The organism is Cellulomonas sp. P4_A2 (genome assembly GCF_056402515.1).
Genome location: NZ_JBFUHG010000005.1, coordinates 306,729 through 319,034, shown reverse-complemented (window position 1 = coordinate 319,034; position 12,306 = coordinate 306,729). Strand labels below are relative to the sequence as shown.

At 71.9% G+C, this 12,306-nt stretch carries 15 protein-coding genes; 11 read left to right on the top strand and 4 right to left on the bottom strand.

The genetic code is table 11. The features are described 5' to 3' along the window. Nucleotides 1-494: MmyB family transcriptional regulator (locus AC1DUE_RS07750; RefSeq protein WP_477038825.1), on the top strand; the 494-nt coding region annotated here is incomplete at its 5' end. On the opposite strand, the gene AC1DUE_RS07745 is transcribed toward AC1DUE_RS07750, so the two are convergent. Then, nucleotides 459-938: an NUDIX hydrolase gene (locus tag AC1DUE_RS07745; protein WP_477038824.1), complete on the bottom strand. Its 480-nt coding sequence runs from the start codon at nucleotides 936-938 to the stop codon at nucleotides 459-461. The genes AC1DUE_RS07750 and AC1DUE_RS07745 overlap by 36 nt on opposite strands. A gap of 94 nt (nucleotides 939-1,032) precedes the next feature. On the opposite strand from AC1DUE_RS07745, the gene AC1DUE_RS07740 reads away from it, so the two are divergent. The 3 genes from AC1DUE_RS07740 (at nucleotide 1,033) to AC1DUE_RS07730 (ending at nucleotide 2,670) form a co-directional block, all read left to right on the top strand. Beyond that, a complete protein-coding gene (locus tag AC1DUE_RS07740; RefSeq protein ID WP_477038833.1) occupies nucleotides 1,033-1,485 on the top strand; it encodes an S-ribosylhomocysteine lyase in 453 nt (150 codons plus the stop codon). Next, nucleotides 1,482-2,201, top strand: a complete 720-nt coding sequence (locus tag AC1DUE_RS07735) for a 5'-methylthioadenosine/adenosylhomocysteine nucleosidase (RefSeq protein WP_477038823.1) — start codon at nucleotides 1,482-1,484, stop codon at nucleotides 2,199-2,201. The genes AC1DUE_RS07740 and AC1DUE_RS07735 overlap by 4 nt, the downstream gene beginning before the upstream one ends. A gap of 67 nt (nucleotides 2,202-2,268) precedes the next feature. Next, nucleotides 2,269-2,670 (top strand): RidA family protein, encoded by a 402-nt coding sequence (locus AC1DUE_RS07730; protein ID WP_477038822.1) that lies wholly within the window; start codon nucleotides 2,269-2,271, stop codon nucleotides 2,668-2,670. A 133-nt stretch (nucleotides 2,671-2,803) separates the two neighbouring features. On the opposite strand, the gene AC1DUE_RS07725 is transcribed toward AC1DUE_RS07730, so the two are convergent. Both AC1DUE_RS07725 and AC1DUE_RS07720 read right to left on the bottom strand, forming a co-directional pair. After that, a complete protein-coding gene (locus AC1DUE_RS07725) occupies nucleotides 2,804-3,106 on the bottom strand; it encodes a hypothetical protein (RefSeq protein ID WP_477038821.1) in 303 nt (100 codons plus the stop codon). Nucleotides 3,107-3,229: 123 nt separating this feature from the next. Further along, on the bottom strand, nucleotides 3,230-3,847 hold the full coding sequence (locus AC1DUE_RS07720; protein WP_477038820.1) for a TetR/AcrR family transcriptional regulator: 618 nt from the start codon (nucleotides 3,845-3,847) through the stop codon (nucleotides 3,230-3,232). Between the two features lie 102 nt (nucleotides 3,848-3,949). Here AC1DUE_RS07720 and AC1DUE_RS07715 point away from each other — a divergent pair, with 102 nt between their 5' ends. From AC1DUE_RS07715 to AC1DUE_RS07705, 3 genes are all read left to right on the top strand, one after another. Further along, nucleotides 3,950-5,386, top strand: a complete 1,437-nt coding sequence (locus AC1DUE_RS07715; RefSeq protein WP_477038819.1) for an FAD-dependent monooxygenase — start codon at nucleotides 3,950-3,952, stop codon at nucleotides 5,384-5,386. Nucleotides 5,387-5,501: 115 nt separating this feature from the next. Beyond that, complete coding sequence (locus tag AC1DUE_RS07710) at nucleotides 5,502-6,203, top strand: Clp protease N-terminal domain-containing protein (protein WP_477038818.1); 702 nt, start codon at nucleotides 5,502-5,504, stop codon at nucleotides 6,201-6,203. A 413-nt stretch (nucleotides 6,204-6,616) separates the two neighbouring features. Further along, nucleotides 6,617-7,957: an NYN domain-containing protein gene (locus tag AC1DUE_RS07705; protein ID WP_477038817.1), complete on the top strand. Its 1,341-nt coding sequence runs from the start codon at nucleotides 6,617-6,619 to the stop codon at nucleotides 7,955-7,957. Between the two features lie 18 nt (nucleotides 7,958-7,975). Here AC1DUE_RS07705 and AC1DUE_RS07700 read toward each other — a convergent pair whose 3' ends face one another. After that, entirely contained in the window at nucleotides 7,976-8,710 is a 735-nt protein-coding gene (locus AC1DUE_RS07700) for a GntR family transcriptional regulator (protein ID WP_477038816.1), read from the bottom strand. A gap of 96 nt (nucleotides 8,711-8,806) precedes the next feature. Here AC1DUE_RS07700 and AC1DUE_RS07695 point away from each other — a divergent pair, with 96 nt between their 5' ends. The 4 genes from AC1DUE_RS07695 (at nucleotide 8,807) to dhaK (ending at nucleotide 12,133) form a co-directional block, all read left to right on the top strand. Further along, complete coding sequence (locus AC1DUE_RS07695) at nucleotides 8,807-9,661, top strand: class II fructose-bisphosphate aldolase (RefSeq protein ID WP_477038815.1); 855 nt, start codon at nucleotides 8,807-8,809, stop codon at nucleotides 9,659-9,661. Beyond that, nucleotides 9,658-10,452, top strand: a complete 795-nt coding sequence (locus tag AC1DUE_RS07690) for an HAD-IA family hydrolase (protein WP_477038814.1) — start codon at nucleotides 9,658-9,660, stop codon at nucleotides 10,450-10,452. The genes AC1DUE_RS07695 and AC1DUE_RS07690 overlap by 4 nt, the downstream gene beginning before the upstream one ends. Further along, a complete protein-coding gene (gene dhaL, locus AC1DUE_RS07685) occupies nucleotides 10,442-11,062 on the top strand; it encodes a dihydroxyacetone kinase subunit DhaL (RefSeq protein ID WP_477038813.1) in 621 nt (206 codons plus the stop codon). Before AC1DUE_RS07690 ends, dhaL begins: the two co-directional genes overlap by 11 nt. Nucleotides 11,063-11,137: 75 nt before the next feature. Further along, nucleotides 11,138-12,133 (top strand): dihydroxyacetone kinase subunit DhaK, encoded by a 996-nt coding sequence (dhaK, locus tag AC1DUE_RS07680; protein ID WP_477038812.1) that lies wholly within the window; start codon nucleotides 11,138-11,140, stop codon nucleotides 12,131-12,133. Nucleotides 12,134-12,306 lie beyond the last annotated feature (173 nt).

Sequence of the window (12,306 nt, the reverse complement as noted above, 5' to 3'; positions counted from 1 at the left end):
ACGCGATGGCTGCCGCGCTGCTCGGTGACTGGTCGGCCGTGCCTCGTCGGCAGCGCAACATCATCTGGCAGCGGTTCCTCGGCACGCCCGACCCACGGATGAGCCGCGTGGCCATGTCGCCGGAGGAGCACGCCGAGACGGCCGCCCAGTCGGTGGCCAGCCTGCGCGCGACCGCTGCCCGCTACCCCGACGACCCGAGCGTCCGCTCGCTGGTCAGCGAGCTGCGCCGGGACAGCCCGGCGTTCGACGAGCTGTGGCGCGCGGGCGCGACGGGCACCTGGCGGATGGCCCGCAAGACGATCGAGCACCCGAGCCTCGGGCCGATCACGCTCGACTGCGACTCGCTGCACGTCCTGGACTGCGACCAGAAGGTGATCGTCTACTCGGCCGAGCCCGGGTCGCCGGAGGCGGAGGCGCTCGCGCTGCTACGGGTGCTCGGCACGCAGCAGATGACGCCGTCAGAACTCGAAGTCGGCCGGCCCGTCGGGCCGTAGCGCGCTCTCGATCCGGGCGCGCATCTGCGACGACACCGACGGCAGCGCGTCGAGCGCGAAGAACGCGGCCTCGGTGTTCTCGTCGTCGCCCGGCGTCGGCTCGCCGGAGACCCAGCGGAACCGGAACGTGAGGTCCAGGTACTGCGCCTGGTCGCCGTTGTCGTACCGCATCGGCGCGAGCGTGTTGACCCACGCCAGACGCTCCGGCACCGCGACGACGGACGCCTCCTCGAGCACCTCGCGCGCGGCCGCGACGGCCGGCTGCTCGCCCGGGTCGATGATTCCCGTGACGGGTGTCCATGCGCCGGTGTCGGCGCGCCGCACCAGCAGGACCTCCTCGACGCCCCTGACCTCCCGCAGCACGACGGCGGTGACGCCGGACAGCCAGAGCGGGTGGTGACCGACGGCGGCGCGCAGGTCGACGACGAAGGAGGGGATGGCCATCCGCCGATCCTACGAAGTTCGTCGACCTGGCGAATCGCGAGACAATGGTCGTTCCCGAGCTCACCGAAGGACATCAGCCGTGAACCAGCCCCGCATGAACGTCGAGTCGTTCAACCTCGACCACCGCACCGTCGTCGCGCCCTACGTCCGGCTCGCGGACACGAAGCGCCTGCCGGCCGGCGATGAGCTGACCAAGTACGACATCCGGTTCACTCAGCCGAACGTCGCCCACCTGGAGATGCCGACCGTCCACTCGCTCGAGCACCTCTTCGCCGAGCACTCGCGCAACCACTCCGAGCGCGTCGTCGACTTCTCGCCGATGGGCTGCCAGACCGGGTTCTACCTGATCCTGCAGGGCGTGTGGACGTACGACGAGGTGCTGGACCTGGTGCAGTCGACGCTCGAGGACATCCTCACCGCGACCGAGGTGCCCGCCGCGAACGAGGTGCAGTGCGGCTGGGGCGCCAACCACACGCTCGAGGGCGCCCAGGACGCCGCGCGGACGTTCCTCGCGGCCCGCGACGAGTGGGCGACCGTCACCGCATGATCGCCGTCGACGCGGTCGTCGTGACCGCCATGGCCGACGAGTCCGCGCCGTTCATGGCGCGCGCGGACGTCGTCGGCGACCCGACCCAGATGGGGCACGCCGAGCACCGGCTGCTGACCGTCGGCGGTCGCCAGGTGCTCCTCGTGCAGTGCGGGATCGGCCTGGTCAACTCGGCGACCGCCGCGGCCGTCGCCATCCAGGGCACCCACCCGCGGGCCGTGATCAGCGCCGGCAGCGCGGGCGGGGTCGGGCTCGACGTGCGGGTCGGCGACGTCGTCGTCGGCTCCGAGTACGTCTACTCCGGCGCCGACGCCCGCGCCTTCGGGTACGAGCTCGGCCAGGTGCCGGGCATGCCCGAGGTGTACGAGGCCGAGCAGGTGCTGCACGACGCGGCCATCGGCGCGGCAGTCGACCTGCGGGTGCTCACCGGCACCGTGCTCTCGGGCGATGCGTTCATCGACGCCAGCCGCGTCGAGCGGATCCGGGCCGCGTTCCCGACCGCCGTCGCGATCGACATGGAGTCCGCGGCCCTCGCCCACACGTCGCACCTGTACGGCGTGCCGTTCCTGTCGGTGCGGGGCATCTCCGACCTGTGCGGCCCCGTCGCCGGCGAGGACTTCCTGACCCACGTCGACGACGCCGCCGACCGCTCGGCCGCCGTCGTCCTGGAGGTCCTGCGTCGGCTGGCCGTCGGCGACATGGCCCACGCGCGCTGACCCTGCCGGTCCGAGCACGCCGCGCTCGCGGGGGGTGCGTGTCAGTGGTCGGTGGGACGGTGGATCCATGGAGATCACCCGTCTGCAACCGGCCGGTCTCGTCGTGAGCCCGGCGTTCAGCCACGTCGCCGTCGTGCCCGCGGGCGCGACGACCATCTACGTCGGCGGCCAGAACGGCGTCGACGACACCGGAGCCGTCGTCTCGGCAGACGCCGCCGAGCAGTCGGTCCGCGCCGTCGAGAACGTGCGGACCGCTCTCGAGGCGGTCGGCGCCTCGCTGGCCGACGTCGTGCAGTGGACCGTCCTCATCCACGAGGACGCCGACCTGCGCGCGGCCTACGGCGCGATCGCGCCGCTGCTCGCCGGGCCCGGCGCGCCTCCGCTCGTCACCGCCGCGCTCGTGGCGGGCCTCGGCGTGCCGGGTGCGCTCATCGAGGTGAGCGTCATCGCCGCCACCGTGTCGGACTGAGCGCGATCGTCGTGCGGGAGTCGATGCTGTACCGGCTTCGCGAAGACGACCGTGCGCTGGAGCTGGTAGCCGGCGGCGAACGCGGCGAGCTCGGTGAGGACCTTGGCGGGCAGGAGCGAGACCCCGAGGCCGGTCATCGCGGCGAGAAGGCCGTAGCTGGCGGCGAGGCTTGTGGCTGCCCAGGTCCAGTACTGAGCGGCAGCTGCGCGTAGCGGCTTCTCCCGCCCCGCGCGAAGACCAGGCAGCGGTTGACCGCGAAGTTGACCGTGCGGAGGTGCGAAGACGCGTTCCCCTCGAGATAGACGGTCTCGATGGGGACCGCCTCGACTCCGTCCCCGTCCCGCGACGCCCGCAGCAGGAGGTCCAGCTCGTACTCGAACCGGTCGCCTGGCACGCTCTGCAGCCAGTCGAGCAGACCGGCCGGGTAGCCACGCACGTCAGCGAAATCCTGAGGACCCCCGGCGATGCGGAGGTGCGCTTCTTCATGCACCCGTGTCTACGGAGCGGGTCTGTCCGCGCGGGATGCCCGGGCTGTGCGGCATCTGTGCGGTGGTCCGTCCTATCGGGCCCAGAGGCTCCGTTCGGCCATCAGCCCGAGGCGCCGAGCCGTCTCCGCCTCAGTGAGCCCGCGGCCGGTGAAGAGCTGGTCGAACGCCTCGAAACCGCCGAGCACCCACAGCACGTCGGCCGCTTCCTCGACCGAGACCCCCGGCGCCAGGTACCCCTCCTCGGCGAGGCGCTCCGCGAGCCGGCGCTGGCCCTCGGCGCGGCCGCGCTCGACCACCTCGAACGCGCGCCGCACGGACTCGGGGTCGAGCGACCACATCGAGTAGATCGTGCGGGACACGTCCCGTTCCGCCGCGTACACCGACGCCGCCGCCCGCAGGGCCTCGAGGACCGCCTCGCGCGCGTCCGGGAGCGCGACCGCGTCCACGATCCGCTGGAACCCGGTCCGCACGAGCATGTCCTGGCCGAGTGCCTCGAAGAGACCCGCCTTGTCCCCGAAGACGAGGTAGACGGTCGAACGGGCGACGCCGGCCGCCTGGGCGACCCTGTCGATGCTCAGCGGCTCGGTGGGTGCGGCGCGCAGGCGGTCGCGTGTCGCATCGAGGATCCGCCGACGGGTCTCGTCGGCGGCCGCTGCGCGTGCCTGCTGGGTGTACTTCCGCGTCGTCACGACCGACATCCTACTTTCACTTGACACGGAGTCCGACAAAAGACACTCTGTCTCGTGAAAGACAGTATGTCCGATGAAACTCGAACCAGGAAGCGAACCACCATGACCACCAGCACCTCCCCCACCGTGATCGTCGTCGGGGCGGGCCCCGCGGGCCTGACCGCCGCCATCACGCTCGCCCGGCACGGCGTCCGCACGCTCGTCGTCGAGCGCCGCACGGAGCTGTCCGACTTCCCGCGCGCCACCGGGATCAACCTCCGCACGATGGAGCTCCTGCGGGCCTGGGGCCTCGAGGACGCCGTCCGCGAGGGCGCGATCGACGTGAGCACGACCGGCTGGATCGGTCGGACCCTGGCATCGCCCGACGGGACGGCCACGTCCATGGGGTTCCCGTCGCCCGAGCTCGCAGCCGCGATCAGCCCGACGACGCCCGTCATCGCCCCGCAGGACCACCTCGAACCCGTGCTCCTGCGCCATCTGTGCACGCTCGAAGGCGTCGAGGTTCGGCTCGGCACGGAGCTCGTCGGCCTCACCCAGGACGACGACGGCGTGACCGTGGCCCTACGACAGGACGGCACCACGACCACCGTGCGGTCGCAGTACGTCATCGGCGCCGATGGGGCGCACAGCGGCGTCCGCCAGTGCGTCGGGCTCACCATGACCGGTCCCGGCACCCTGGGCGCCTACCTCGCGGTCCTGTTCCGCGGGCCGGTCGCCGACGTCGTCGGCGAGCGTCGGCACGGGCTCTACATGATCGAGCGGCAGGGTCCGCCGTGGGTGTTCCTGCCGACCGACAACCGGGACCGCTGGGTGTTCTCCATGACGTGGGACCCCACGCGAGAATCGCTCACCGACTACCCCCGCGAGCGGCTCGTCGAGCTGATCCGTGCCGGCGCCGGCGCCCCTGACCTCGACCCCGAGATCATCTGGAGCGGCGACTTCACGTTCACGGCGCAGATCGTCGACCACTACCGCGCGAGTCGCGTCTTCGTCGTCGGTGATGCGGCGCACCGCACCACCCCGCGCGGCGCGACGGGCATGAACACCGCGATCCAGGACGGCTACGACCTCGGCTGGAAGCTCGCCTGGACCCTGCGGGGATGGGCCGACGAGGCGCTGCTCGACACCTATGAGGACGAGCGGCGGCCGGTCGGGCTGCGCAACATGTACCGCTCCGCCGTCGAGTCGGCGCACCGGGACGTCTCCCAGGACTACCTGGACGACGTCGTACACCGGATCCGGCACCACTGGCTGGCGGACGGGTGCACCTCGACCCTCGATCTGCTCGGCGACGGGCTCACGCTCCTGACGGCGGCCGCCGGCGAGCCCTGGCCCGACGGCTCCGGCGGCGTGCCGGTGCGTCAGCACCAGCTCGACCCGGCGGCCGCCGAGGCGTTGCACCTCGGGACGTCCGGCGCGGTCCTCGTGCGGCCCGACGGACATCCCGTCGCGCAGTGGTCGACGGCTCCCGACGGTCCCGAGCTCTGCGCGGCGATCGGGCGGGCGGTCTGCGTCGGCGACGCAGCACTCGTGTCATGAGCCGTTCGGTCGCGATCGGGTGCCGCCAGCCGCGCGGTCGGCGGCACCCAGCGCACGTGAAGGCAGGCGTCAACTCAGGGTTGACGAGCGCCGATCGTCAACCTACCGTTGACGCATGACGACCACACGCCTCCCCAGCACCGTCCGCCTCGACGACCTGATCGACGCGATCACCACCCACGAGGACGACGTCCTCGCGCGGCTGCAGACCGCCGTGCTGACCGCGCAGCACCTCGACGGGATCGCCGACCACCTCATCGGCCACTTCGTCGACCAGGCCCGCAGGTCCGGGGCGTCGTGGACCGAGATCGGCTCCAGCATGGGCGTCACCAAGCAGGCCGCCCAGAAGCGGTTCGTCGCCAAGGAGCCCGACCTCGACGCCCAGCAGGGGTTCGCGCGGTTCACCGCGGCCGCCGGGAACGTCGTCGTCGCGGCGCAGGAGGAGGCGCGTGCCGCCGGCAACGACCAGACGACCGCGGCGCACCTGGTGCTGGGGCTGCTCGCCGAGCCCACCGACCTCGGCGCCGGCGCGCTGGACGCCGCGGCCGTGACCCCGCAGGCCGTCCGTGCGGCCGTCACGCTGCCGCCCGCTGTCGCCGAGGTGCCGGCGCTGATCCCCTACGACGCGACCGCCAAGAAGGCGCTCGAGCTGACCTTCCGCGAGGCGGTCCGGCTCGGCGCCGAGCACGTGGGCACCGAGCACGTGCTGCTGGCGCTGCTCGAGGGGGAGAACGGGGACGGTCCGCTCTCGTCGCTGGGCGTCACCAAGGCGGGGGTCGACGAGTTCGTCGCGTCCCGGCCGCCGGCTGACGCCTGAGCGCTGCCCGCACGCTGCTTCCCACAGTCCGGCCCCCCGCGGGCCAACGGGCCCTCGGCGCTCGCTAGGCCCCCCGGTGCGGACCTGGCGCCGCTTGGGACGCGTGGGACCGGTGGGGGCCCTGAGGTACCTCACCAGTCCCACGCGTCACTTCCGTCACTCACGCCGCTAGATCGGCGCGGTCAGGACGCCGGAGCGGGCGATCGTGCGCTCCGACAGGCGGCGAACGGCTCGTCGGGGGACGAACGGGCTCGACGAGTGGCGAGCGGTACTTAGCCGGGCGAAGGAGCGGCCAACGACTCGTCGCGCGGGTCAGGACTGGCCTGGTCGCGACGACGAACGAGGGGCATGTCACGCGGGGTGGCTGTGGGTCGAGGCGCCGTCCGGGGCCTCGACCGAGGATGATGCGACGGGTGAGCACATCGAGCGTGACCTCCGCCGACCGCCCCGAGACCGGCCGCCGCTTCCGGACCGCCCTGTTCGTCGACTTCGACAACGTCTACATCGGCCTGCAGCGGCTGGACCCGGTCGCCGCCGAGGCGTTCGCGACGGACCCGGCGCACTGGCTCAGCGAGCTGGAGAACGGGACCGACTCGGAGGGCGACTTCACGCGCAAGTTCCTCATCCGCGCCTGCTACCTCAACCCGTCGCGCTTCGCGCAGTTCCGGCCCAACTTCACGCGCGCCGGGTTCCAGGTGGTCGACTGCCCGTCGCTGACCCAGCAGGGCAAGAGCAGCGCCGACATCAACCTGGTCCTGGACGCCGTGGACGCGCTCGCCGCCCCCACGCGCTACGAGGAGTTCGTCATCGTCTCCGCCGACGCCGACTTCACTCCCCTGGCGCTGCGCTGCCGGGCCGCCGACCGCCGCGTCACGATCATGACCGCGAGCCCCGCCGCCGCCGCGTACCGCGCGGTCGCCGACCACGTCATCACCGCCGACGACCTCGCCGAGCTCGTCACCAGCACGGCGTCGACGCTCAACGTGGAGGCACCGCGGACCCCGGCACCGACGAGAGGCCGCGCGAAGCAGACGGGCAAGGTCGAGCAGGCCGAGAAGGAGCCGGCCGCCGCTGCGCCCGCCGTCGGTGCCGAGGCGATCGCGACGGAGGCGGTGGCGAGCGAGGCCGCCCGCAGGGCGATCCTGCAGCGGGTCCGGACCGCGGACCGGCCCGTCACGCTCGGGGCCGTCGCGGGCGCCGCCCAGAAGGCCGACCCCACCCTGAGCGGGTCCAGCTGGGGAGGCGCCGGCGGGTTCCTGCAGTGGCTCGCCCGCAACGTGCCCGAGGTCGCCTCGTCGCCGCGTCCTCCGGGCTACGTCTGGGACCCGAAGCGGTTCGGCGAGGCCGACCTGCCGGGCGCGGTCGCCGAGCCCGACACCGACCCGAGCGCCCTGCAGCGCCAGGTCACCGCCGTCACCGACACCCCCGGCCTGAGCCGGTCGAACTACCGGGTGCTGCTGACCGCGCTCGCCGCCGACCTGGCGTCGCACCCGTTCGACCGCGCCGAGACGTCACGGCGGGTGCGCAAGGCGTGCCAAGAGGCCGGCGCGGCCGTCGGGAGGTCGACCGTCAACTTCGTCATCTCCGGCACCCTCTACGGGGGCCAGGAGCTGACGTCCAAGACCACCGCCGCCGACCTTGCCGGCGCGTGGGCGGACAACGTGGTGGGACTGTGCCGCGGCGCGCGCATGGAGCTGAGCAACGGCGACGTCGCCGCGATCCGGGAGTGGGTGGGTGGCGGGCTGCTCAAGTAGCCGAGGACCGCAGCCCGGTCAGCGGTCGTAGTCGAAGCGCAGCCGCATGCGGTCGCCGCGGAACACGATCGAGCTGTACTCGAACGGACGCGAGAGGGCGTCGAAGATCACGTCCTGCAGCTGCAGGGCGGGCTCCCCGCGACGCATGCCCAGGTGACGGGCCTCGGCGATCGTGACGGCGACAGCCTCGAGGTCCTCGTGCACACGCCTCATGGGCAGGCCGTAGTGCTCCTCGAGCACGACGCAGAGCTGGTTGGCGACGACGTCGTGGCCGTCGAGCCCGGGCGCGAGGCGGGCCGGGACGTAGGAGCGGTGCAGGGAGATGGGCTCGCCGCCGACCGACCGCACGCGGACCACGACGTACGTCTCCTCGTCGTCGGCGAGAGCGAGCCGCTCCCGGACACCCGACGACGGGGTCTCGAGGGTGAGCGAGATGAGCCGGGTCGAGGTCTCGTAGCCCTGCGACTCCAGCTGCTCGCGCACGCCGCGGTAGGCCGGTGACACGGTGCTGATCTTGGGCGTCGCGACGTACGTGCCCTTGCCGGGGACGCGCACCAGGAGCCCGTCGCCGACCAGCTTGGTCAGGACGCCGCGCACCGTCATCCGGCTGAGCCCGAACATCTTGTTGAGCTCGTTCTCCGACGGGATCCGCTGCCCCGGCGCCCACTGACCGCTGACGATCCGCTCGTGCAGGATCTGCTCGAGCTGGACGTACAGCGGGGTGGCGGAGTCGCGCTCCAGCACGTCGGTCATGAGGCACAGACTTTCACGGATCACCCTCCGCTGGTCGTGCATGAGTAGACCTGTCTAGACTGCCGAAGGATCGGACACATCGGTCGGAGGCTGGGCATGATCGCGTCGACGCTGACGATGACACTCGACGCCCGAGCGCGCGGCTACGCGGTACCGGCGGTCAACATCCTCGACGACCTGAGCCTGCGCGCCGTGGTCGCGGCGGCGGTGGCCGCACGGTCCCCCCTGATCGTCCAGGTGTCCGTGAAGACCGTCCGCTCCATCGGCACGGACCTCATGACGACGATGTTCCGGTCGGCCGCGAGCAACACTGACGTCCCGATCGCGCTGCACCTGGACCACTGCCCCGACCGCGCGGTGATCAGCGACGTCGTGCGGGCCGGCTGGTCGTCGGTGCTCTTCGACGCGTCGGACCGCTCGCTGGAGGACGCCGAGCGGGAGACCGCCGAGGTCGTGGCGGAGGCGCACGCGAACGGCGTCGACGTGGAGTCCGAGATCGAGAACATCGTCGGCGTCGAGGACGGCGTGGGCTCCGACGTCGCGCTGCACGCCTACGACATCGGGACGCTGGCCGCCGTCGCGGGCCGGACCGGCGTCGACCTGCTCGCGCCGCAGCTCGGCACAGCCCACGGCGAGTACAAGGCCAAGCCCGTCCTGCGGCCCGACCGGGTCCGGGAGCTGGCGTCCCTGACCGACCGGCCGATCGTCCTGCACGGCGGGACCGGCCTGTCGCGGGAGGACTTCCAGACGTTCATCGACGCCGGCGTCTCCAAGATCAACATCTCGACCGCCGTGAAGGTCGCCTACATGCGCTCCGCCGAGACGCACCTCGCCGGCGCGCGCGAGAAGAACAAGTGGGACCCGCCGAGCATGTTCCGCGACATCTCCGACGCGGTGACCTCGGCCATCGCCGAGTGCATCGACGAGTTCGGCTCGGCGGGACGCGCATGACGCCGGCCCTGATCTTCGACTGCGACGGCGTGCTGGCCGACACCGAGCGTGACGGACACCTGCCGGCGTTCAACCTGACGTTCGCGGACGCCGGCGTGCCGATCCACTGGTCGCAGGAGGAGTACGGGCACCTGCTGGCGATCGGCGGCGGCAAGGAGCGGCTCGCGACGGTGTTCACGCCGGTGTTCGTCGAGACCGCGAGGCTGCCCACCGACCCGCAGGAGCAGAAGGAGCTCGTCGCCGCCTGGCACAAGACCAAGACCGCGCACTACACGGCGATGGTCGCGGCCGGTGTCATGCCCGCCCGCCCGGGGATCGCGCGGATCGTCGAGGAGGCCGCGGCGCGCGGCTGGCGGCTGGCGGTCGCGTCGACGAGTGCCGAGGCGTCCGTGCGCGCGGTCCTCGAGCACGCGGTCGGGGTGGAGCGTGCGCGGGACTTCGCGGTGTTCGCCGGAGACGTGGTGCCCGCCAAGAAGCCCGCGCCCGACATCTACCTGCTGGCCATGCGCGAGCTGGGGCTCGGTCCGCAGGACGCGGTCGTCGTCGAGGACAGCGCGAACGGCCTGCAGGCGGCACTCGGCGCGGGCCTGCACACGGTCGTCACGGTGAGCAGCTACACCGCCGACGAGGACTTCACGGGTGCGTCCCTCGTCGTCACGTCGCTGGGCGACCTGCCCGACGACCCCGCGACCGTCCTGTCCGACCCCCGCGACCTGCGACCCGTCGGCGAGGTCCACCTCAGCCACCTCGAGCAACTCCTCAACGAGAGCGAGCAGTCCCGTGTCCCCTGACGTCCCCCGCGTCGAGCTCGTCGTCCGCACGATCGCCGACACCTGCGTCGAGAACGAGAAGTACTTCGGGGACCTCGACTCGGTGGTGGGCGACGGCGACTTCGGGTTCTCGCTGGCCCGCGGGTTCGAGAACGTGATCGCCCAGTGGGACTCGTTCGACCGCACCGACGTCGGCACGTTCCTGCAGAAGGTCGCCATCGTCATGACCGGGCGGATCGGCGGCACGTCCGGCCCCATCTGGGGGACGGCGTTCCTGCGCGCGGCCGCCGTGGTCAAGGGCAAGCCCGACGCCTCCGGCGAGGACGTCGTCGCGATGCTGCGTGCCGCCATCGAGGGCATCAAGGCGCGCGGGGGTGCGGACCTCGGCGAGAAGACGCTGCTCGACGCGCTCGCACCCATGACCGACACGATCGAGGCGAACCTCGGCGCGGACCCGAAGGACATCGCGAAGCGCGCTGCCGAGACCGCCCGCGAGGCCGCCGAGGCGACCGTGACCATGCAGGCCCGTCGCGGCCGTGCCTCCTACACCGGCGAACGCAGCATCGGCTCGGTGGACCCGGGCGCGATCGCTGTGGCCGTTCTCGCGGAGAAGGTTGCCGCGACCTGGTGACACAGACGTCCGCGCTCCGGGGGCGACGCGGCGACAAGAGACAGTCCGACACGACGATGTGTGGAGGCAGTACTGATGAAGAAGTTCGTGAACGACCCCAAGAACTTCGTCCCGGAGATGCTCAAGGGGATCGCACTGGCCAACCCCGACACGCTGCGCTACGTCCCCGAGTACAACCTGATCATGCGGGCCGACGCCCCCAGCCACGACAAGGTCTCGATCATCCAGGGATCGGGCTCCGGCCACGAGCCCGCGCACGTCATGGTCGTGGGCAAGGGGATGCTCGACGGCGCCTGTCCCGGTGACGTGTTCGCGGCGCCGCCCATGGAGTACGTGCTCGAGACCGCCAAGCTGCTCGCGTCCGACAAGGGCGTCCTGCTGCTGGTGAACAACTACACGGGCGACAAGATGGCGTTCGAGATGGCGGCCGAGCTGGCCGAGGCCGAGGGCCTGAACGTCAAGACGCTGTTCATCAACGACGACGTGGCCGTCAAGGACTCCACCTGGACCGTGGGCCGCCGCGGTGTGGCCGGCAACTTCTTCGTCATGAAGGCCGTCGGTGCGGCGGCCGAGGCCGGGGCGTCGCTCGACGAGCTGGTGCGCATCGGCGAGAAGGTCAACTCCGTGACGCGAACCATGGGCATCGCCCTGACCGCGTGCACGCCGCCCGCCAAGGGCTCCCCGTTGTTCGAGCTCGGCGACGACGAGATGGAGATCGGCGTCGGGATCCACGGCGAGCCCGGTCGTCGTCGCGCCAAGCTCGTGAGTGCCGACGAGATCGTCGACGAGCTGCTCGGCGCGGTCGTGCCGGACCTGCCGTACAACAGCGGCGACGAGGTCGCGCTCATGATCAACGGCCTCGGGGGGACGCCCATCAGCGAGCTCTACCTGCTCTACGGCGCCGCGCACGAGAAGCTCGCCGCCCAGGGCATCACGGTCGGTCGCAGCTACGTCGGCGAGTACTGCACGTCGCTGGACATGGCCGGCGCGTCGCTCACGCTGGTCCAGCTCGACGACGAGATCAAGCAGTTGCTGCTCGCGCCCGCGGAGATCGCCAACCGGGTGTTCTGAGGCCGGCACGGGGCCGACGAACCGGGCTGGAAAGGCCGCACGCGACGCTGCGTGCGGCCTTTCTTGAGCCGACGAGCGCCGAGGACGCGTCGGTGGCGAGCCGCACGCGAGGCCGCATGCGGCCCTTCCTGAGCCGACGACCGAGGAAGCGTTGCGGGCGAGTCGCACGCGAC